At 60.0% G+C, this 20413-nt stretch carries 18 protein-coding genes; 1 reads left to right on the forward strand and 17 read right to left on the reverse strand.

The genetic code is table 11. The features are described from left to right. Nucleotides 1-4: 4 nt before the first annotated feature. The 17 genes from ftsA to ilvI all read right to left on the reverse strand — a co-directional run bounded on the left by ftsA (nucleotide 5) and on the right by ilvI (nucleotide 19545). Entirely contained in the window at nucleotides 5-1261 is a 1257-nt protein-coding gene (gene ftsA / locus NV64_RS04465) for a cell division protein FtsA (RefSeq protein WP_056236023.1), read from the reverse strand. Further along, complete coding sequence (gene ftsQ / locus NV64_RS04470; protein ID WP_056236022.1) at nucleotides 1258-2100, reverse strand: cell division protein FtsQ; 843 nt, start codon at nucleotides 2098-2100, stop codon at nucleotides 1258-1260. The genes ftsA and ftsQ overlap by 4 nt, the downstream gene beginning before the upstream one ends. Nucleotide 2101: 1 nt before the next feature. Beyond that, nucleotides 2102-3022: a D-alanine--D-alanine ligase gene (locus NV64_RS04475; protein ID WP_056236018.1), complete on the reverse strand. Its 921-nt coding sequence runs from the start codon at nucleotides 3020-3022 to the stop codon at nucleotides 2102-2104. After that, the gene (gene murC / locus NV64_RS04480) at nucleotides 3012-4475 is read right to left on the reverse strand and encodes a UDP-N-acetylmuramate--L-alanine ligase (RefSeq protein WP_056236015.1); all 1464 of its coding nucleotides are present in this window, start codon (nucleotides 4473-4475) and stop codon (nucleotides 3012-3014) included. Before murC ends, NV64_RS04475 begins: the two co-directional genes overlap by 11 nt. 70 nt (nucleotides 4476-4545) lie before the next feature. After that, nucleotides 4546-5604 (reverse strand): undecaprenyldiphospho-muramoylpentapeptide beta-N-acetylglucosaminyltransferase, encoded by a 1059-nt coding sequence (gene murG, locus NV64_RS04485; RefSeq protein WP_101505411.1) that lies wholly within the window; start codon nucleotides 5602-5604, stop codon nucleotides 4546-4548. Nucleotides 5605-5607: 3 nt separating this feature from the next. Further along, entirely contained in the window at nucleotides 5608-6828 is a 1221-nt protein-coding gene (gene ftsW, locus NV64_RS04490) for a cell division protein FtsW (RefSeq protein WP_056236010.1), read from the reverse strand. Then, entirely contained in the window at nucleotides 6828-8144 is a 1317-nt protein-coding gene (gene murD, locus NV64_RS04495) for a UDP-N-acetylmuramoyl-L-alanine--D-glutamate ligase (RefSeq protein ID WP_101505412.1), read from the reverse strand. Before murD ends, ftsW begins: the two co-directional genes overlap by 1 nt. A gap of 2 nt (nucleotides 8145-8146) precedes the next feature. Then, nucleotides 8147-9229 carry a phospho-N-acetylmuramoyl-pentapeptide-transferase gene (gene mraY, locus NV64_RS04500; protein ID WP_056236003.1) on the reverse strand — a complete coding sequence of 361 codons (1083 nt, stop codon included), beginning with the start codon at nucleotides 9227-9229 and terminating at the stop codon, nucleotides 8147-8149. Then, complete coding sequence (gene murF, locus NV64_RS04505) at nucleotides 9223-10584, reverse strand: UDP-N-acetylmuramoyl-tripeptide--D-alanyl-D-alanine ligase (RefSeq protein ID WP_101505413.1); 1362 nt, start codon at nucleotides 10582-10584, stop codon at nucleotides 9223-9225. The genes mraY and murF overlap by 7 nt, the downstream gene beginning before the upstream one ends. Further along, entirely contained in the window at nucleotides 10581-12068 is a 1488-nt protein-coding gene (gene murE, locus NV64_RS04510) for a UDP-N-acetylmuramoyl-L-alanyl-D-glutamate--2,6-diaminopimelate ligase (protein ID WP_056235995.1), read from the reverse strand. The genes murF and murE overlap by 4 nt, the downstream gene beginning before the upstream one ends. Then, on the reverse strand, nucleotides 12055-13821 hold the full coding sequence (locus NV64_RS04515) for a peptidoglycan glycosyltransferase FtsI (RefSeq protein WP_056235992.1): 1767 nt from the start codon (nucleotides 13819-13821) through the stop codon (nucleotides 12055-12057). The genes murE and NV64_RS04515 overlap by 14 nt, the downstream gene beginning before the upstream one ends. A 15-nt stretch (nucleotides 13822-13836) precedes the next feature. Beyond that, a complete protein-coding gene (gene ftsL / locus NV64_RS04520; protein ID WP_056235989.1) occupies nucleotides 13837-14157 on the reverse strand; it encodes a cell division protein FtsL in 321 nt (106 codons plus the stop codon). Beyond that, nucleotides 14154-15095, reverse strand: coding sequence for a 16S rRNA (cytosine(1402)-N(4))-methyltransferase RsmH (gene rsmH, locus NV64_RS04525; protein ID WP_056235985.1), 942 nt, complete (start codon nucleotides 15093-15095; stop codon nucleotides 14154-14156). Before rsmH ends, ftsL begins: the two co-directional genes overlap by 4 nt. 2 nt (nucleotides 15096-15097) lie before the next feature. After that, nucleotides 15098-15556, reverse strand: a complete 459-nt coding sequence (gene mraZ, locus NV64_RS04530) for a division/cell wall cluster transcriptional repressor MraZ (protein WP_056235982.1) — start codon at nucleotides 15554-15556, stop codon at nucleotides 15098-15100. 553 nt (nucleotides 15557-16109) lie between these two features. Next, on the reverse strand, nucleotides 16110-17129 hold the full coding sequence (cra, locus tag NV64_RS04535; protein WP_056235979.1) for a catabolite repressor/activator: 1020 nt from the start codon (nucleotides 17127-17129) through the stop codon (nucleotides 16110-16112). A gap of 197 nt (nucleotides 17130-17326) precedes the next feature. After that, nucleotides 17327-17818, reverse strand: coding sequence for an acetolactate synthase small subunit (gene ilvN / locus NV64_RS04540; RefSeq protein ID WP_056235976.1), 492 nt, complete (start codon nucleotides 17816-17818; stop codon nucleotides 17327-17329). Between the two features lie 2 nt (nucleotides 17819-17820). After that, nucleotides 17821-19545 (reverse strand): acetolactate synthase 3 large subunit, encoded by a 1725-nt coding sequence (gene ilvI / locus NV64_RS04545; protein ID WP_056235973.1) that lies wholly within the window; start codon nucleotides 19543-19545, stop codon nucleotides 17821-17823. Between the two features lie 722 nt (nucleotides 19546-20267). Here ilvI and leuL point away from each other — a divergent pair. Next, complete coding sequence (gene leuL / locus NV64_RS24455) at nucleotides 20268-20351, forward strand: leu operon leader peptide (RefSeq protein ID WP_099753877.1); 84 nt, start codon at nucleotides 20268-20270, stop codon at nucleotides 20349-20351. The last annotated feature ends 62 nt before the right edge of the window (nucleotides 20352-20413 follow it).

Here is a 20413-nt window from a genome sequence, read left to right on the forward strand (position 1 = left end):
AAAATTAAAACTCTTTTCTCAGCCAGCTGTTGATTTTTTTGAACCAGTTACCCACTGAGGCTCTTTTTTCAACTTCCGCCTCACCGCTGAGGTGAGATTCTTTTCCGTAATGCAGCAGGCCTACCGCCGTCGAGTAGTAAGGCTCCTGCGCGTAATCCGTTAATCCTGTGATATTCAGCGGCTGTCCGATACGCACCTGGGTGTGGAACACCCGCTGCGCGCAAGCCGCTAATCCTTCAATCTGTGCCGCGCCGCCGGTCAGTACGATGCCGGCCGCGAGGTGGTGTTTAACGCCCTGCTGGCGAAGCTGCTCCTGCAGTTGCAGGATCTCGTCGTTCACCAGGTTAAGCAGTTCGGTGTAGCGTGGCTCGATCACTTCCGCCAGCGTCTGACGCTGCAGGCTGCGTGGAGGCCGGCCACCGACGCTCGGCACCTCAACATTCTCATCTTTACCGACGATAGCCCCGAGCGCACAGCCGTGGCGCACTTTAATCGCTTCAGCATCCGTCGGCGGCGTACCAAAAGCGTAGGCGATGTCGCTGGTCACCACGTTGCCCGCATAAGGGATCACTTTGGTATGACGCAGTGCGCCGCCGGTGTAGACGGCGATATCCATGGTGCCACCGCCGACGTCGACCACGCAGACGCCCAGCTCACGTTCGTCTTCGGTCAGCACCGCAAAGCTGGACGCCAGCCCGGCAAAGATCAGTTGATCGACCTTCAGGCCACAGCGCTCCACCGCTTTCACGATGTTCTTCGCCATATCATTGTGGCAGGTAATCAGGTGCACCTTAGCCTGCATGCGCACGCCGGACAGACCCACCGGATTTTTGATCCCTTCCTGATAGTCGATGGCGTACTCTTGCGGGATCACATGGAGAATGCGGTGCTCGTCGCGCACGCGTACCGATTTGGCAGTGTGCACTACGTTCTCGACATCTTCCTGGGTTACTTCCTCTTCGGAAATAGGAACCATCCCTATTTCGTTCTGGCAGCTGATGTGTTTACCCGATAATGCGAGGTAGACCGAGGAAATCTGGCAATCCGCCATCAGCTCCGCCTGATCGATGGCGCGCTGCACGCACTTCACCACCGACTCAAGGTCGTTCACGCCACCTTTATCCATGCCACGAGACGGGCAGCTGCCCACCCCGATAATATTGACCATGCCATCGGGCAGAACTTCCCCTACCAGGGCGGCAACCTTCGCGGTGCCAATCTCGAGTCCAACTACCAGTTTTCTGTCCGTCGACTTGATCATTGTTGTTTAGCCTGTGCCTGAGTCTGCTGCTGTTCGCCGTCAGCACTCGTAGTAATTATCGGTGTCCATCCTACTGCCGCGCCAGAGTCGTAACGCAGGTCAACGTAGTTGATACGCGTATTTTCTGCCTGCCCCTGCTGCTGCAGCGTCGGGTACAGGGTAATAAAGCGCTTCAGGCGCTTCATATCCTCGTTGCGCCCTAACTCCAGGCGGGTGTCATCACTCAACACCAGCTGCCAGGATCGCCGGGCGGTCATTGAGGCCGCCTTAAGCGTAAATTTGCTGGCCGCCAGCACGTCGCGCATCTCGTGATAGCCGGCTAACACCTCGGACTCGCTGCCCTCCGGGCCGTACAGCATCGGCAGACTCTCTTTGCCGAGGTGGCTGGCCGGCACGCTGAACGATTTGCCTTCAGCATCAACCATATGCACATCATTCCACCGTGCAACGGCGACATATTCAACCAGATGAATCTTTAATTCGTCCGGCCACTGCTTGCGCACGCTCACCTGCTGGATCCACGGCAGACGTTCGATCTGCTGCTGGATGATGTCGACATCCTGCGACATAAAGGTGCCGGGCTCGCCCAGCGACAAAATAGCCTGGCGAATATCATCGTTGGTGGTGTAGTGCGTCTTGCCGGTGACCACCAGCTTTGACAGCGGCTGCCGGGACGCATCGTTCATCCACTTCAGCACCACTACGCCCCCCGCCGCCATCACGCCAACCACCATCAGCAGGAACAGGATCCCCGCCAGCCGCGTGCCGTTACTGCGCCCGGTACGCGCCTTTTTTTCCTGCGCTTCCCGGTTACGAACGTTCAGAGCCGCCTGAGACATATCAGTCGGCCAGCTCCAGAATGCGCGCTACCAGCTGCGAGAAGCTCAGCCCGGCCTGTTTCGCCGCCATCGGCACCAGGCTGTGGCTGGTCATGCCCGGAGAGGTGTTGACCTCCAGCAGGTAGAAACGTCCGTCGCCACCCATCATCACATCTACGCGGCCCCAGCCGCTGCAGCCCAGCGCACGCCAGGCGGCCAGCACCAGGCTGTTCAGCTCCGCTTCCTGCTCCGCATTCAACCCTGACGGGCAGAAGTACTGGGTTTCGTCAGAGATATATTTCGCCTGATAGTCGTAAAACTCGCTGGCGGCCTGGATGCGGATCGACGGCAGAATTTCGTCGCCGATCACGCCTACGGTGTACTCCGGGCCGCTGAGGAAGGCTTCGACCAGCACTTCGTCATCGTGGCGGAAGGCTTCCGCCAGCGCCGCCGGCAGCTCCGTGGCCTGATTGACCCGTGAGATGCCGACGCTGGAGCCTTCACGGCTCGGCTTAACAAACAGCGGCAGGCCCAGCGCGGCGATGCGCGTTTCCAGCTCGCCGCTGATGCCCGCGTCCATCTGCTGACGGGTCAGCGCCACGTAGGGGGCGATCGGCAGGCCACAGCCGGCCCACAGATATTTGGTGCGCAGCTTGTCCATGGTGATCGCCGAAGCCATCACGCCGCTGCCGGTATAGGGGATCGCCAGGTACTCCAGCAGCCCCTGCAGGGTGCCATCTTCTCCGCCGCGACCGTGCAGCGCGATAAAGGCTCTGGTAAAGCCCTCTTCCTTCAGACGCGTCACCGGGAAATCACGGATGTCCACCGGATGGGCGTTAACGCCCGCCTCCTGCAGACCGGCGGTTACCGCCGCACCGGATAACAGTGACACATCACGCTCGGCCGAGGTGCCGCCCAGCAATACCGCTATTTTATCCGCCATGATGTTCCTCACCGTTGTTCTGCAACGTTAATTTTAGTTCAGACAGCGTGCGGGCGATGCGGCCAACGTTGCCCGCCCCCTGCACCAGAATCAAATCGTTGCCGGTCAGCTTCGGCAACAGCATCTCCAGCACCGCATCGTGGTCAGAGACCAGAATCGGGTCAACTTTGCCGCGGCCGCGAATGGTGCGGCACAGCGAGCGGCTGTCGGCGCCCGGGATCGGCGCTTCGCCGGCGGCATAGACGTCCAGCATCAGCAGCACGTCGACCTGCGACAGCACGTTAGCGAAGTCGTCATACAGGTCGCGGGTACGCGTGTAGCGGTGCGGCTGGAAAATCATCACCAGATTCTTATCCGGCCAGCCGGCGCGTGCCGCTTTGATCGTCACGTCCACTTCGGTCGGGTGATGGCCATAGTCATCAACCAGCATCGCCTTACCGTTCTCAACCGGATACTCGCCGAGGAAGTCAAAGCGACGTCCGGTGCCCTGGAAGCTCAGCAGCGCGCTGAGGATATCTTCGTCCTCAATGCCCTCTTCGGTGGCCACCGCCACCGCCGCCGCCGCGTTCAGCGCGTTATGACGCCCCGGCGCGTTCAGCGTCACGTGCATCAGCGGCTTGTCATGACGTACCAGGGTAAAGTGGCCCTGTGCCCCACGCTGCTCGTAGTTCTCGACCCGCACGTCGGCGTCATCGCTAAAGCCGTAGGTGGTGATCTGCCGGCCAACGCGCGGGATCAGTTCACGGATCACCTCGTCATCAACGCAGAGCACCGCACGGCCATAAAACGGCAGGTTGTGCAGGAAGTTGATAAACGTCGTTTTTAACACCTCGAAGTCGCCCTGGTAGGTATCCATATGGTCGGCTTCGATATTGGTGACGATCGCCACCATCGGCTGCAGATGGAGGAACGATGCATCGCTCTCATCGGCTTCCGCAATCAGGTAGCGGCTGCTGCCCAGACGCGCGTGGGTGCCGGCCGCCTTCACCAGCCCGCCGTTGACAAAGGTCGGGTCCAGACCGCCCTCGGCATAAATGCCGGAAACCAGTGCGGTGGTGGTGGTTTTGCCATGGGTGCCGGCAATGGCAATACCGTGACGAAAGCGCATCAGTTCGGCCAGCATCTCGGCGCGGCGGATTACCGGGATACGCGCTTCACGCGCCGCCACCACTTCCGGGTTGTCCTGAGACACCGCGGTCGAAACCACCACCACGCTGGCGTCGCTGACGTTCTCCGGGCGATGGTTAAAATAGATGGTCGCCCCAAGGCCGGCCAGATGCTGGGTTACCGCGTTCGGCGCCAGGTCGGAACCGCTGATTTCATAGCCTTCGTTGGCCAACACTTCGGCAATACCGCCCATGCCGGCACCACCGATGCCAACAAAGTGGATGTGCCGGACGCGACGCATCTCGGGCACGATAGAACGCAGTTTTGCCAGTTGTTGTGTATTCATCTCTTCGCCTGCTGGTGCGTCACCGCACCTGTATTACGGGCCAGGCCTGCCTGACCCCTGCATAATCTGTTTAGCGCGCGGCCTTACTGACTTCAGCTGCCACGCGCTCTGTTGCGTCGGGGATCGCCACCGCGCGGGCTTTTTCAGCCATCTGCAGCAGCGTGACCCGATCCCAGCCCGCCAGCGTATCCGCCACGGTTGCCGCGGTGAACTGCGGCTGTTCATAAATTCTGGCGGCGCCGGCCTGCTCCAGCGGCAGCGCGTTCCAGTACTGCTGACGGTCTTTGTGCTGGAACGGCACGAAGATCGCCGGCAGGCCGGCGGCGGCCACCTCACTGACGGTCAGCGCGCCGGAGCGGCAGACGATCACGTCAGCCCAGGCATAGGCGCTGGCCATATCGTCAATAAACTCGGCCACCCGATGGCCGTTCTGGCCCAGCCGCTGGTACTCGGCGTTGACGCTGTCCAGCGATCCTTTGCCGACCTGGTGCCACAGGGTAATCTGCTCACCCAGCAGCGCGGCGACCTGCGGCAGCGTCTGGTTGAGCACCCGTGCCCCCTGGCTGCCGCCGATCACCAGCACACGGGTCGGGCCGCTGCGCCCGGCCAGCCGTTCGGCCGGCAGCGGCAGCGCCAGCACGTCGGTGCGCACCGGGTTGCCAACCACGTCGGCATGCGGGAAGGCTCCGGGAAACGCCTGCATCACTTTGGTGGCAATCTTTGCCAGCCACTTGTTAGTCAGCCCGGCGATGCCGTTCTGCTCATGCAGCACTACCGGCACACCGCAGCTCCACGCCGCCAGCCCGCCGGGGCCGGAAACGTAGCCACCCATGCCCAGTACCACGTCCGGCTGCCAGGCCTTAATGATCGCCCGCGCCTGCCGCCACGCGTTAAAGATGCGCAGCGGCGCCATCAGCTGGGCCTTCAGCCCTTTGCCGCGCAGGCCGCTGATGCGAATAAAATCAATGTCGATTCCGTGTTTTGGCACTAAATCCGCTTCCATCCGGTCAGCGGTTCCAAGCCAGCGTACCTGCCAGCCCTGCGCCATCAGATGGTGTGCTACCGCCAGCCCGGGGAACACGTGCCCGCCGGTTCCGCCAGCCATCACCATCAGTCGCTTTGCACTCATCGACTACCCTCGCGTAAACGCCTGGGCCTTGGCCAGACGCGTCTCATAATCAATACGTAACAAAAACACGATGGCGGTCGACATAATAATCAGACTCGAACCACCGTAACTGATCAGCGGCAACGTCAGGCCTTTGGTCGGCAACATCCCGGCCGCGGCACCGACGTTAACCAGCGCCTGGAAGCTGAACCACACGCCAATTGAGCAGGCGAGAAAGCCGGCAAAACGCTGATCGATCTCTAAAGCGCGGCGTCCGATGGACATCGCGCGAAAAGCGACGAAGAATACCATTAACAACGCCAAAACCACACCGATATAACCCAGTTCCTCACCGAGAATGGAGAAGATAAAATCGGTGTGCGCTTCCGGTAAATATTCCAGTTTTTGCACCGAATTTCCCAGCCCCTGCCCCCAGAATTCGCCGCGGCCAAAGGCCATCAGCGACTGGGTTAACTGGTAGCCGCTGCCGAACGGATCTTCCCAGGGATCGAGGAATGAGGTGACGCGGCGCATACGGTAAGGTTCGGCCACGATCAGCAGGCAAACCGCAAAAATTCCCGAGCCGATAATCGCCAGGAACTGCCACAGTTTCGCTCCGGCCAGGAACAGCATCGCCAGCGTGGTGACGAACAGCACCACCACCGTACCCAGATCGGGCTGCGCCAGCAGCAGTACCGCCAGCACCACCATCACGCCCATCGGTTTACAGAAGCCCCAAAAGTTCTGACGCACCTCTTCCACCTTGCGCACCAGATAGCTGGCGAGGTAACAGAACAGCGACAGTTTCGACAGCTCGGCGGGCTGAATACGCAGCGGGCCAAGTGCGATCCAGCGCGATGCGCCGTTAACCGAGCTACCGACCAGCAGCACCACCAGCAGCATCGCCACCGTCACCAGCAGCATCACGTTGCTGTAGCGTTGCCAGAAATCCATCGGGATGCGCAGGGTGACCAGCGCCATGCCGAATGCCAGCAGGATGTAGAACGCATCGCGCTTGGCAAAGTAGAACGGGTCGTCGTTCAGGCGCTGCCCGACCGGCATCGATGCCGACGTCACCATTACAAAGCCGACGATCGCCAGGCCAAAGGTCAGCCACAGCAGCGTGCGGTCATACAACACCATCGAGTTGGTGTCGCTCTCCCGCGTGCCCATCACCCAGCCTTTTATGCGGCTGGTAAGGCCACCGGCCAGGTATCCTGCGAAGCTCAGACCCGGTACGCGCATCAGCCTGCCTCCCGCGCCAGCTGAGCGAACAGGTCGCCACGCTGTTCAAAGTTCTTAAACTGATCGAGGCTGGCACAGGCCGGCGACAGCAGTACCATATCGCCAGGCTGAACCTGAGAGGCAATCTGCTGCACCGCTTCAGCCAGCGTGTCGGTCCGGGTGGCAATCTCCGGGCGCAGCGCGGCCAGTTCAGCACCGTCGCGGCCAAAGCAGAAGGTGCGCACGCGATCCCCCTGCAGATAGCGGGTCAGCGCGCTGAAGTCGGCAGCTTTGCCGTCCCCGCCCAGCAGTAGCCACAGGGTGCCCTTAATCTGTAAACCATTCAGCGCGGCTTCGGTGCTGCCGACGTTGGTGGCTTTCGAGTCGTTAATCCAGCGCACGCCGTTGTGTTCATGCACCAGCTGGAAGCGGTGCGGCAGCCCGCCAAAGGTGGTCAGCGCCTTCAGGCTGCTGGCGCGCGGCAGGCCGACGGCGTCGGCCAGCGCCAGCGCGGCCAGCGCGTTGGTGTAGTTGTGCTGGCCGACCAGGTGCATCTCGGCGGTATCCAGCACTTTCTCCCCGCGCGCGCGCAGCCAGACGCTGCCCTGCTGGCGGTTGAGGTGGTAGTCACCGACGTCGACGCCGAAACTGACGCAGCGCGGATCGGCACCGCGTACCGGCATGCTCATCGCGTCGTCCGCGTTGACCACGCAGACCGCGGCACCGTCATAAATACGTAACTTGGCGGCGCGATACTGCTGCATCCCCAGCGGGTAGCGATCCATATGATCCTCGGTGACGTTGAGGATGGTCGCCGCGGCCGCCTGCAGGCTGGAGGTGGTCTCCAGCTGGAAGCTGGAGAGTTCCAGCACGTAGAGTTGTGCCGGCTGGGTCAGCAGGGTCAGCGCCGGCAGGCCGATATTGCCGCCCACGCCGACCTGCCAGCCCGCCGCCTTCGCCATCTCGCCCACCAGGGTAGTAACGGTGCTTTTGCCGTTAGAGCCGGTGATCGCCACGATCGGCGCCTGCGCTTCGCGGCAGAACAGCTCGATATCACCGACGATCTCCACGCCGGCATCCTGTGCCGCCGCCAGCGACGGGTGCGCCAGCGCCATGCCAGGGCTGGCGACGATCAGGTCAGCGTTCTGCAGCCAGTCGTCATTTAACGATCCGAGCCAGCGCTCCACTCCTTTCGGCAGCTTCTCCAGCCCCGGCGGCACGACACGGGTATCCATCACGCGGGGAGTGACTCCCCGCGCTAAAAAGAAATCAACGCAGGAGAGGCCGGTCAGCCCCAGCCCGATGATGACCACTTTTTTACCCTGATAGTCAGCCATGATTAGCGCACCTTCAGCGTTGCCAGGCCAATCAGCACCAGCATCAGTGAAATAATCCAGAAGCGCACGATGACTCGTGGTTCCGGCCAGCCTTTCAGCTCATAGTGGTGATGGATCGGCGCCATGCGGAAAATACGCTGGCCGCGCAGTTTGAACGAGCCGACCTGCAGGATCACCGACAGCGTTTCCACCACAAACACCCCGCCCATGATCACCAGCAGGAACTCCTGGCGCAGCAGCACGGCGATGGTGCCCAGCGCGCCGCCCAGCGCCAGTGAACCGACATCACCCATAAACACCTGCGCCGGATAAGTGTTAAACCACAGGAAGCCCAGCCCGGCCCCGACGATGGCGGTACAGACGATCACCAGCTCGCCGGCATGGCGCAGGTAAGGGATGTGCAGGTATTCGGCGAACTTCACGTTACCGGTCGCCCAGGCCACCAGCGCAAAGCCGGCGGCAACGAATACCGTCGGCATAATCGCCAGACCGTCCAGCCCGTCGGTCAGGTTGACCGCGTTACTGGTGCCGACGATCACAAAGTAGGTCAGCAGCAGGTAGAGCAGGCCAAGCTGCGGCATCACGTCCTTAAAGAACGGCACCACCAGCTGGGTAGCCGGGGTATCTTTGCCGATGGCATACATGGCAAACGCCACCGCCAGCGCGATCACCGACTGCCAGAAGTATTTCCAGCGGGCAATCAGCCCCTTGGTATCCTTGCGCACCACCTTGCGGTAGTCGTCGACGAAGCCGACGATGCCGTAGCCAACCAGCACAAACAGCACGCACCAGACGTACGGATTAGAGGGATAGGCCCACAGCAGCACCGAGACGGTAATCGAGAAGAGGATCATAATGCCGCCCATGGTCGGCGTGCCGCGCTTGCTGAAATGCGACTCCGGGCCATCGTTGCGCACCACCTGGCCAAAGGACATCTGCTGCAGGCGGGCAATCATCCGCGGCCCCATCCACAGTGAGATAAACAGCGCGGTCAGCAGGCTGACAATTGCGCGAAACGTCAGATAGGAAAAGACGTTAAAGCCGGAATATAAAGAGACCAGATGCTCGGCCAGCCAGACTAACATGTGCCTTTCTCCTGTAAGCTGTGTACTACCTGTTCCATCGCGGCACTGCGGGAACCTTTCACTAATACGGTCATCGTTTTATGTTGTGCCAGCAGCTCGCTGACGCGGGCTGAGAGCGCGGCTTTGTCACTGAAATGTTCACCCACGCCGCTGGCATCGCTGATGCCACGGCTGAGCGTGCCCACGCTCAATACTTTGTCGATCCCGGCCAGACGCGCCGCTTCCCCCACCTGACGGTGGCACTCGGCGGCCTCATCCCCCAGCTCGCCCATATCGCCCACCACCAGCACGCGGTAGCCCGGCATCTCACCGAGCACCTGTGCAGCGGCGGTCATGGAGCCGACGTTGGCGTTGTAGCTGTCATCCAGTAGCAGCTGCTGTTCATTGAGAACAATCGGGAACAGCCGCCCCGGCACCGCCTGCAGCTGGCTCAGCCCGCTTTGCACCGCGCTGAGCGGAGCACCGACAGAGAGCGACAGTGCGGTAGCGGCCAGCGCGTTGGCAATGTTATGGCGGCCCGGCAGCGGCAGCGTAATCGCCACCTCGCCCTGCGGGCTGTGCAGCGTAAAGTGGGTGCCGCGCGGCGAAAAACGCACCTCGCTGGCGTAGAAATCGCTGTCGGCCTGCGCGTCCGGCGAGAAGCGCCATACCGTTTTACCCTGCAGGCCGGCCTGCCAGTGTGGCCAGTCGTTACTGTCGGCGTTGAGAATGGCGGTGCCGTGCAGCGGCAGGCCGTTAAAGATTTCGCCCTTCGCTTTCGCCACCCCAGCCAGCGAGCCAAACCCTTCCAGATGCGCAGCGGCGAGGTTGTTGACCAGCGCCGTTTCCGGGCGGGTCAGTTCGGTGGTGTACGCGATTTCGCCCTGGTGGTTGGCACCCAGTTCGATCACCGCGTACTGATGTTCGGCGGTCAGGCGCAGCAGGGTCAGCGGCACGCCGATGTCGTTATTCAGGTTGCCGGCGGTGTAGAGGGTTTCACCACACTGGCGCAGGATCGCGGCGGTCATCTCTTTTACCGAGGTTTTGCCGGAAGAGCCGGTCAGCGCCACCACGCGGGCAGCGGACTGCTGGCGAACCCAGCCCGCCAGTTGCCCGAGGGCAATGCGGGTGTCGGCCACCACTACCTGTGAGGCGGAAACGGGTAAGCGCTTACTCACCAGCAGCGCCGCCGAACCGGCGTTCACCGCATCAGCGGCGAAGTCATGGGCGTCGAAGCGTTCGCCCTTCAGGGCGATAAACAGGCAGCCGGCGGTCACTTTACGCGTGTCGGTGGTCACCGCGTTGACGCTCAGGTCGCCGCCTTGCAGCGTGCCACCGGCGATCTCTGCCAGCTGTTGCAGGGTAATGGCGATCATGCCAGCACCCCCAGCAGCCGCGCTACGGTAGCGCGGTCGGAGTAGTCAAAGCGCTGGCTGCCGACGATCTGATAATCCTCATGGCCTTTACCGGCCACCAGCACGATATCGCCCTCCTGCGCCTGCATCACCGCGTGGGTGACCGCCTGCGCGCGCCCCGGCATCGCCAGCGCGCGGCCGGGGTCGAGCAGGCCGCTCAGCACGTCGGCGATAATCGCCGCCGGATCTTCGCTTCTCGGGTTATCGTCGGTGACCACCACCACGTCAGCAAACTGTTCGGCAATCGCCCCCATCAGCGGACGCTTGCCTTTATCACGGTCGCCGCCGCAGCCAAACAGGCACCAGAGTTTACCGGTGCAGTGCAGGCGTGCCGCCGCCAGCGCTTTTTCCAGCGCGTCCGGCGTATGGGCGTAGTCAACCACCACCGTCGGTTTGCCGGGGGCGCTGAAGACTTCCATCCGCCCGGTCACCGGCTGCAGCTGGCCGGCGGTCGCCACCAGCGCTGCCAGCGGGTAATCCAGCGCCAGCAGGGTGCCCAGCGCCACCAGCAGGTTGCTGACGTTGAAGGCGCCCATCAGGCGGCTCTCAATGGTGGCGTCGCCCCAGCTTGAGCTGAAGGCGACGGTCGCGCCGCCGTCGTGATAGTCCACGGCGGTGGCCTTCAGCCAGCGGCCATGACAGCCCGGCTGCAGGTTATCTTCCATAGTGACGGCTACCGCATCCGGCAGCTTGCTCAGCCAGCGGCGCCCCACTTCATCGTCGGCGTTGATAATCGCCTGGCCGACCTGGTGTTCGGCAAACAGCAGCCATTTGGCGGCTTCATAGCCGGCCATATCGCCGTGATAGTCGAGGTGATCGCGGCTGAGGTTGGTAAAGGCAGCGGCGGCAAACGGCAGCGCCGCCACGCGGTGCTGCACCAGGCCGTGAGAGGAGACCTCCATCGCGGCCAGAGTCGCCCCCTGTTCTGCCAGCGACGCCAGCAGATGCTGCACGTCGACCGCAGAGCCGGTGGTGTTCTCCGCCGGCGTCAGCTGGCCGTACAGGCCGTTGCCGACGGTGCCCATCACCGCGCCGGTTTCTCCCAGCAGCTGCGCCCACTGTGCCAGCAGCTGGGTGGTGGTGGTTTTCCCGTTGGTCCCGGTAACGCCCACCAGCTTCAGTTTATCGCCCGGCTGGTCATAAAAGCGCCCGGCGAGGGCAGACAGGCGCTGGGAGAGCTGGGCCAGATAAATCACCGGCACGCCGTGCATCTCAACCACATCGCCATCGCTGGCCGCGCCTTCCGCTTCGGCCAGCACCGCCGCCACGCCCTGAGCAATGGCCTGCGGGATAAAACGGCGGCCGTCTGCCGCGTGCCCTTTAATCGCCACAAACAGATCGCCGGCAGCCGCCGCGCGGCTGTCCAGAATCATGTCACGCAGCGGGTGCGCTGGCAGACCAGGCACCCATGGAGCCAGTAAGTCGCGCAGGTTACGATCGGTCACTCGATCCCTCTTTCTTGTTAGTTACAATCTCGTTCTTTTCCGGGGTGGTGAGAGCATCCGGCTCGACGTTCATGGTGCGCAGCACGCCGCCCATAATCGCGCCAAATACCGGTGCAGAAACCGCACCACCGTAATATTTACCCGCCTGGGGATCATTAATCACCACCACCAGCGCAAAACGAGGATTGCTGGCCGGCGCTACGCCGGCGGTGTAAGCAATGTATTTGTTCACGTACTTGCCGTCCGGCCCGACCTTCTTCGCGGTACCGGTTTTAATCGCGATGCGATAGCCCTTAATCGCCGCTTTTACGCCGCCGCCGCCCGGCAGCGCCACGCTCTCCATCATGTGCATGACGGTGCGCACCGTGGCTTCCGGGAAGGCGCGTTGACCCGCCACCGGCGGGTCAACTTTGGTAATCGACAGCGGGCGATAGATGCCATAGCTGCCAATGGTTGCATAGACTCGCGCTAGCTGTAACGGCGTTACCATTAGCCCGTAGCCGAAAGAGAAGGTGGCCCTCTCTATGTCAGACCACCGTTGTTTTTGAGGATATAAGCCACTGCTTTCTCCGACCAACCCCAAATTGGTCGCTTTGCCCAGGCCAAAGTGAGAGTAAGTTTCTACTAACGCACTGGAGGGCATCGCTAACGCCAGCCGAGAAACCCCGACGTTAGACGACTTCTGTAGCACCCCGGTCAGGGTGAGTTCACTGTAACGCGCCACGTCTTTGATCTCGTGGCCATTAATTCGGTAAGGTACGGTGTTCAGTACGCTGTTTTCACGCACCACGCCGCGCTCCAGCGCGGTCATCACCACCATCGGCTTAACCGTCGAACCCGGTTCGAAGATGTCGGTGATCGCGCGGTTACGCATCACGTCTTTGGTGGTGCCGGTGAGATTATTCGGGTTGTAGGCCGGGCTGTTGGCCATCGCCAGCACTTCGCCGGTATTGACATCAACCAGCACCGCGGTACCCGATTCAGCCTTGTTAAAGGCCACCGCGTTGTTCAGTTCACGGTACACCTGCGCCTGCAGGCGTTCGTCAATGCTCAGCGCCAGGTTGTGTGCCGCCTGGCTGTCAACGGAGGAGATATCCTCGATTACGCGGCCGTAGCGGTCTTTACGCACGGTACGTTCACCAGGCTGGCCGGTCAGCCACTTATCGAAGCTCTTCTCAACGCCTTCAATGCCCTGGCCATCAATATTGGTAAAGCCGATCAGGTGAGAGGTCACCTGACCGGCCGGGTAGTAGCGACGGGACTCTTCACGCAGATAGATGCCCGGCAGCTTGAGCTTCTTGATGTAGTCGCCAATCGCCGGGTTGACCTGACGGGCCAGATAGACAAAGCGCCCGTCAGGGTTGGCATTGACGCGGGCGGCCAGCTGGTCGAGAGGAATGGAGAGCGCGTCCGACAGCGCTTTCCAGCGGCTGTCGAGCGTCACGCCGCCCTTCTGGTGCAGCTCCTTCGGATCGGCCCAGATGGCGTTAACCGGCACGCTGACCGCCAGCGGGCGGCCGGCACGATCGCTGATCATGCCGCGTGAGGTCGGTACGGCCTGCACGCGCAGCGAACGCATGTCACCTTCACGCACCAGCCGTTCAGGATTAATCACCTGCAGATACGCCGCGCGGGCCAACAGCCCGACCAGCGCCAGTAAAATACAGCCACACAGCAACGCAAAACGCCAGCTAACAAAGCTGGCCTGATCTTCCGTGCGTTTCGACTTCTGCGTCTTGGTTGCGGCTCTCATTGAGTCCGGATTTCCTTATTGTTCAACCACAATGTGTTCCTGCGAAGGATCAACATGCTGCATTTGAAGTTTCTCCGTTGATGTGCGTTCCACCCGGCTGTGATCGCCCAGGGCGTTCTCTTCCAGGATCAGGTTGCGCCATTCGATATCCAGCGCATCGCGTTCCAGCACCAGCTGTTCGCGCTGCGCGGTCAGCAGGCGCGTTTTATGAGCGGTGGTCACCACCAGCACTGAGGAAACCAGCACCGCGATCAGCAGGATCAGCGGGATCTTAGCGTGGCGAAGGATATCGCCGCCGATCACGCCGGGCAGGCTGTGCCGCTCATTACCGATCATGCTGAGGTCCTCTCCGCAATGCGCAGCACGGAACTTCGCGCGCGTGGGTTCTCAGCGACTTCCGCTTCACCCGGCATCATTTTGCCCAGCGCCTTAAGGTAACGCCCGCCCAGCTTGCTTAGCTGCTCTTCAGTCATCGGCAGGCCATGTGGCACCTGCGGCCCGCGGCTCTGTTCACGCATAAAGCGCTTCACAATGCGGTCTTCCAGCGAGTGGAAGCTGATCACCGACAGGCGTCCCTCGGGTGCCAGCGCGGTTAATGCGCCCTTCAGCGCCCGCTCGATCTCTTCCAGCTCGCTGTTGACCCAGATTCGAATGGCCTGGAAGCTGCGGGTGGCAGGGTGCTTAAATTTGTCTTTCACCGGCGTGGCAACGTAAATCACATCGGCCAGCTCTTTGGTGCGCGTCATCGGCTGCTCGCGATTGCGTTCAACGATGGCGCGGGCAATACGTTTGGCAAAGCGCTCCTCGCCGAAGGTTTTCAGCACAAATGCGATATCGCTTTCGTCAGCCTGCAGCAGCCATTCGGCGGCAGACTGGCCGCGGGTCGGGTCCATACGCATATCCAGCGGGCCGTCGCGCATAAACGAGAAGCCGCGCTCGGCGTCATCCAGCTGCGGCGAAGAGACGCCTAAATCCAGCAGGATACCGTCGATCTTGCCGGACAAACCGCGCTCTTCCATGTACTCCGCCAGCGCAGAAAACGGGCCGTGGATAATGCTGAAGCGCGGATCGGTAATCTCAGCCGCGGCGGCAATCGCCTGCGGATCGCGGTCGATAGCGAACAGTTTGCCCTGCTCGCCCAGCTGGGAGAGGATCAGGCGTGAGTGACCGCCACGCCCGAAGGTGCCGTCAATGTAGATCCCGTCAGACTTCAGGTTGAGGCCGTTTACCGCCTCGTCTAACAGCACGGTGGTGTGTTTAAAATTATCCTGCATGACTATAGTGACAAATCCTGTAACCGCTCAGACAGCGCCTGCTGAGAGGTGTGCTCTGCGTCAATATCTTCCCTGACTTGTTGATACCAGGTCTGTTCATCCCACAGTTCAAATTTGTTGAACTGTCCAACCAGCATCACTTCTTTGGTCAGGTTCGCGTGCTGACGAAGGGTGTTCGCCAGCAGTAAGCGACCTGCATTATCCATCTGGCATTCGCTTGCATGCCCGAGTAACAGACGCTGAACGCGCCGTTCAGCGGGGATCATGCTGGATAAGCGAGAGAGCTTTTGTTCAATAATTTCCCATTCGGGCAGGGTGTAAAGCAGCAGACATGGCTGATGGAGGTCAATGGTACAGACCATTTGCCCTTCAGATTCCCCGATCAGCGTTTCGCGATAGCGCGTTGGCACGGCAAGCCGCCCTTTACTGTCGAGATTGACTAGCGTTGCCCCACGGAACATGCCCGTTTTAGTCCCCCATCGCCCCGGAACTCCACTTTACACCACAAATTCCCACCAAAAGAGTTTACGAAGGGGAGGAAAACATTGTCAAGCCGCAGGCCTGGCTCATTTTCATTATTTCTGCAAAACAGAAAATGCCGAATTAGTTAAAAAAAGCCTTAACCGGCTCAACACATAAAAATAAACTAATGAATAGTGGCAGGAAATTCGTCTGCAGCGGACGATTGCTCAAATTTATGCCAGTTTAATCGGATAAAAATGAGATCTCCGGCTTTGCGACCCAGGCGGCATTTTAGGTGTTTTCTTAAAATTTGCCCAGCCTTATGGCAGCAGGCCTCAGCGGCAAGGGCGGAGGCGGGCAGCGGATATATTTTGTGTCCATTCAGCCGCGCCGGAAATGACTTTCTTTTACCTGTTTATACCTATATTTACTAAAAATGCACGTAACCGGTTGCAGCAGAGTTAATAGGAACGGGTTGCCGATAAAATAGGTAACAAAAAGTAATAGTGAGCGAAAACAAAGGCAGCCGCAGCTGCCCTGAGAGGAGGGGAACTATTGCCCGGACGGGGACTTGCGGTTTAAACGGCCGCGGCGATAAAGATTACGGCGAATTCGCGTCAGGCCGGGTTTCGGCTTGCGCGGCTCATCCAGACTGGCCAGCACCAGTTCCAGTACCCGTTCAGCCACGTCGCGGTGGCGCTGGCCTACCGCCAGCACCGGGCACTCAAGGAAGTCGAGCAGCTCATGGTCGCCAAAGGTAGCGATCGCCAGATCCTGCGGCAGCCGCCCTTCCCGCTTCAGCGTCACGTCCATCACGCCCTGCAGCAGGCCAAACGAGGTGGTGAACAGCGCCTCCGGCATCGGGTGATCCTGCAGGTAGTTCTCAAACAGCGCCGCCGCCGCGTGGCGTTCGAAGCTGTTGGCGTAGATAAAATCGATCGGGCGTTCATCGCCCTGCCACGCGTCGCGGAAGCCCATTTCGCGTAAGAAACTGACCGACAGCTCCGGTAGCGCGCCCACGAACAGCACCGACTTCACCGGCTGGTTACGTAACTCGGCGGCCAGCGCCTGCGCATCGTCCTGATCGGCACCGACCACGCTGGTAAAATGCTCACGATCCAGCGCGCGATCCAGCGCAATAATCGGTAGCGGGTCGTTGATCCAGCGCTGATAAAACGGATGCTCCGGCGGCAGCGACGTGGAGACAATAATCGCATCCACCTGGCGCTGTAACAGATGTTCCACGCAGCGCATTTCGTTGTCGGGCTGGTCTTCTGAGCAGGCGATCAGCAGCTGATAGCCGCGCTGGCGCGCCTGGCGCTCAAGATAGTTGGCGATGCGGGTATAGCTGGTATTTTCCAGATCGGGGATCACCAGACCGATCGAGCGGGTACGCCCGGCACGCAGGCCTGCAGCCACCGCGTTGGGGTGGTAATTGTGCTCCCGCACCACCGCCATCACTTTTTCAACGGTTTTATCGCTGACACGATACTGCTTCGCCTTGCCATTTATGACGTAGCTGGCCGTCGTGCGCGAAACACCCGCGAGGCGCGCAATTTCATCCAGTTTCACTCTAACCCCACACTTCAGACGCGGTAACGGCGGCAAATAGCCACATTACGGCTATGGATAACACATTAATACATCTAACCGCAGAAAAGTTTGGCGGGCAACCGCTTTTCACCGGCGACGAGTGCTTTAAGTAAAAAAATAAAAAAAACCCGGCATTTCGCCGGGTTAGTTCGCTTTAACGCAGAGGAAACCGCGCTTCAGCGCATAATGCGCTCGCCGCGTGAAACGCCAACGATACCGGAGCGGGCCACCTCAACGATTTCGGCCACTTCACGCACGGTGCTGAGGAAGGCGTCCAGCTTGTCGCTGGTGCCGGCCAGCTGAACCGTATAAAGCGACGGCGTGACGTCAACGATCTGACCGCGGAAGATCTCGGCGCTGCGCTTGACCTCTTCCCGGCCGTAGCCGCTGGCCTGGATTTTCACCAGCATGATTTCACGTTCCACGAACGCGCCCTGGCCCAGCTCGCTGACGCGCAGCACGTCCACCAGCTTGTGCAGCTGCTTTTCGATCTGCTCGATCACCTTCTCATCGCCGACGGTCTGAATGGTCATGCGTGACAGGGTTGGATCGTCGGTCGGGGCGACGGTCAGGCTTTCAATGTTGTAGCCGCGCTGGGAGAACAGACCCACCACGCGGGACAATGCGCCGGATTCGTTTTCCAGCAGAACCGATAATACACGACGCATACTTATGTCCTCTCCGTTTTACTCAGCCACATTTCGTCCATACCGCCACCGCGAATATGCATCGGGTAGACGTGTTCCGTCCCGTCGACGTTGACATCAACAAATACCAGCCGCTCGCGGCCCAGCTGCTCCAGCGCCTCGGTCAGCTTCGCTTCCAGCTCGTCCGGGCGGGTGATCGAGATGCCGACGTGACCATAGGCTTCTGCCAGCCGCACGAAGTCAGGCAGCGACTCCATGTAGGACTGCGAATGGCGGCCGGAGTAGATCATGTCCTGCCACTGTTTCACCATGCCGAGGAAACGGTTGTTGAGGTTCAGCACCAGCACCGGAATGCCGTACTGCAGCGCGGTGGAGAGCTCCTGGATATTCATCTGGATACTGCCGTCACCGGTCACGCAGACCACGGTTTCCTGCGGCAGCGCCAGCTTCACACCCAGCGCAGCTGGCAGGCCAAAGCCCATGGTGCCGAGGCCACCGGAGTTGATCCAGCGACGCGGTTTATCAAACTGATAGTAGAGCGCGGCAAACATCTGGTGCTGGCCAACGTCAGAGGTGACGTAAGCCTCGCCGTTGGTCAGGCGACAGATCGTTTCAATCACCGCCTGCGGCTTGATTTTATCGCTGGTACGATCGAATTCCAGGCACTGACGGGCGCGCCACTGCTCAATGCTCTGCCACCAGTCGCGCAGGCTGTCGTAGTTCTGCTTAACATCGCTCTGCGCCAGCAGCTCCAGCATCTGCTGCAGCACCTGTTTCGCATCGCCGACGATCGGCACGTCCGCGGCCACGGTTTTCGAGATCGACGTCGGGTCGATGTCGATATGCAGTACCGTGGCATTCGGGCAGTATTTCGCCAGATTGTTGGTGGTACGGTCATCAAAGCGCACGCCGACGGCGAAGATCACGTCGGAGTTGTGCATGGTCATATTGGCCTCATAGGTGCCGTGCATACCGAGCATGCCCACGCACTGACGGTGGGTGCCAGGGAACGCGCCCAGCCCCATCAGTGAGGTTGTCACCGGCACGTTAAGCTTCTCGGCCAGCTCGCGCAGCTCATCATGGCAGGCCGCGTTAATCACGCCGCCGCCGGCGTAAATCACCGGATGCTTCGCGTTCAGCAGCGTTTGCAGGGCGCGTTTGATTTGCCCTTTATGGCCCTGAGTGGTCGGGTTGTAAGAGCGCATGCTCACCGCATCCGGCCAGACGTAAGGCAGCTTGTTGGCCGGGTTCATCATATCTTTTGGCAGATCCACCACCACCGGGCCAGGACGGCCGCTGGCCGCCAGCCAGAAGGCCTTCTTCATGATGGTCGGGATCTCTTCGACGCTTTTCACCATAAAGCTGTGCTTAACCACCGGACGGGAAATGCCGACCATGTCGCACTCCTGGAAGGCGTCGTAGCCAATCAGGCTGGACATCACCTGGCCAGACAGCACCACCATCGGAATGGAGTCCATATAGGCGGTGGCAATGCCGGTAATCGCATTGGTCGCACCCGGGCCAGAGGTGACCAGCACCACGCCGACATCGCCGGTGGCGCGGGCATAGCCGTCCGCCATATGTACGGCACCCTGTTCATGGCGAACCAGGATGTGATCCACGCCGCCAACGGTTTGCAGAGCGTCATAAATATCAAGGACCGCTCCGCCGGGATAGCCGAATACATGTTTTACGCCCTGATCGATCAACGATCGGACCACCATCTCGGCTCCTGACAACATCTCCATTTTTGCCTCCAGGCTTTCAAGGTACTGATTTATCTGGGTTCGGCACTGTCTGGCCTGCAGATAAGGTCAAAACCTGTTTTTTTATCTGCTTGAAAAAATGGAACTCATTTCCATAATCCAGGTACAGGGTGACGCCTCAGATTTGAGGTTATGGCAAATACCATAACCGTAGAAAAGTTGGCAGGCAAACGTCAAACCCTGCCCACCGTGCGGAATAGTGTGAGTAAGGCTCTGCCGCGTTACCCCTGTCATCGACAATAACACTGAGATTGCGGCGTAATAAAAGCGAAAAGTACTGTAAGGCGGTTATTTTTCAGCGCGATCGTTTTGTTATTAAATCCGTGCACTGGTAAAACCACGGTGGGCCATTCTGACTGACGGTTTTTTTTAGTTTAATCTGCTGGCATTCAACCAGACAGTGAGATAAATCTCCAAATGAGAGTAAACTATCAGGCTCTCAACCCTCAGGTTGAAAATAAACAATAGCATTAAAAATCATAAACATAAATCAACAAAAAGACCGCCATCACGCCAGGAAACCGCCGCTGATTTTTCCCCAACCGCTGGCGACTTTCGCTATTCTTCTGATGCCTGCGCTATCTCCAGAATAATTTTCTTTACCCGCCCGGCACCACGCACTCATTGTAGGGTGATGAAAGTTGACAGCCCCCGCCCTTATCAGGTATCAATAAAGCCACTGTGAATTTACGAGGTCTGAGCCAATGATTCGTTCCACCCGCCTACTCGGTCTACTACTAAACGCATCCTCTTTGCGCGGTAGACTTGTGGGCGGAATCAATCACTGATTCAGACTTGCAAAACCTAAGAAACCCGCGCCAATGCGCGGGTTTTTTTATGCTCGCGGCAA

It is taken from the genome of Erwinia sp. B116, from assembly GCF_002865965.1.
Lineage (GTDB): Bacteria > Pseudomonadota > Gammaproteobacteria > Enterobacterales > Enterobacteriaceae > Erwinia.

What these genes read in the sequence shown, in the direction of transcription:
- ftsA (WP_056236023.1), bottom strand. Translation starts at nt 1,261, where the DNA reads ATGATCAAGTCGACGGACAGAAAACTGGTAGTTGGACTCGAGATTGGC.
- ftsQ (WP_056236022.1), bottom strand. Translation starts at nt 2,100, where the DNA reads ATGTCTCAGGCGGCTCTGAACGTTCGTAACCGGGAAGCGCAGGAAAAA.
- NV64_RS04475 (WP_056236018.1), bottom strand. Translation starts at nt 3,022, where the DNA reads ATGGCGGATAAAATAGCGGTATTGCTGGGCGGCACCTCGGCCGAGCGT.
- murC (WP_056236015.1), bottom strand. Translation starts at nt 4,475, where the DNA reads ATGAATACACAACAACTGGCAAAACTGCGTTCTATCGTGCCCGAGATG.
- murG (WP_101505411.1), bottom strand. Translation starts at nt 5,604, where the DNA reads ATGAGTGCAAAGCGACTGATGGTGATGGCTGGCGGAACCGGCGGGCAC.
- ftsW (WP_056236010.1), bottom strand. Translation starts at nt 6,828, where the DNA reads ATGCGCGTACCGGGTCTGAGCTTCGCAGGATACCTGGCCGGTGGCCTT.
- murD (WP_101505412.1), bottom strand. Translation starts at nt 8,144, where the DNA reads ATGGCTGACTATCAGGGTAAAAAAGTGGTCATCATCGGGCTGGGGCTG.
- mraY (WP_056236003.1), bottom strand. Translation starts at nt 9,229, where the DNA reads ATGTTAGTCTGGCTGGCCGAGCATCTGGTCTCTTTATATTCCGGCTTT.
- murF (WP_101505413.1), bottom strand. Translation starts at nt 10,584, where the DNA reads ATGATCGCCATTACCCTGCAACAGCTGGCAGAGATCGCCGGTGGCACG.
- NV64_RS04515 (WP_056235992.1), bottom strand. Translation starts at nt 13,821, where the DNA reads ATGAGAGCCGCAACCAAGACGCAGAAGTCGAAACGCACGGAAGATCAG.
- ftsL (WP_056235989.1), bottom strand. Translation starts at nt 14,157, where the DNA reads ATGATCGGTAATGAGCGGCACAGCCTGCCCGGCGTGATCGGCGGCGAT.
- rsmH (WP_056235985.1), bottom strand. Translation starts at nt 15,095, where the DNA reads ATGCAGGATAATTTTAAACACACCACCGTGCTGTTAGACGAGGCGGTA.
- mraZ (WP_056235982.1), bottom strand. Translation starts at nt 15,556, where the DNA reads ATGTTCCGTGGGGCAACGCTAGTCAATCTCGACAGTAAAGGGCGGCTT.
- ilvN (WP_056235976.1), bottom strand. Translation starts at nt 17,818, where the DNA reads ATGCGTCGTGTATTATCGGTTCTGCTGGAAAACGAATCCGGCGCATTG.
- ilvI (WP_056235973.1), bottom strand. Translation starts at nt 19,545, where the DNA reads ATGGAGATGTTGTCAGGAGCCGAGATGGTGGTCCGATCGTTGATCGAT.
- leuL (WP_099753877.1), top strand. Translation starts at nt 20,268, where the DNA reads ATGATTCGTTCCACCCGCCTACTCGGTCTACTACTAAACGCATCCTCT.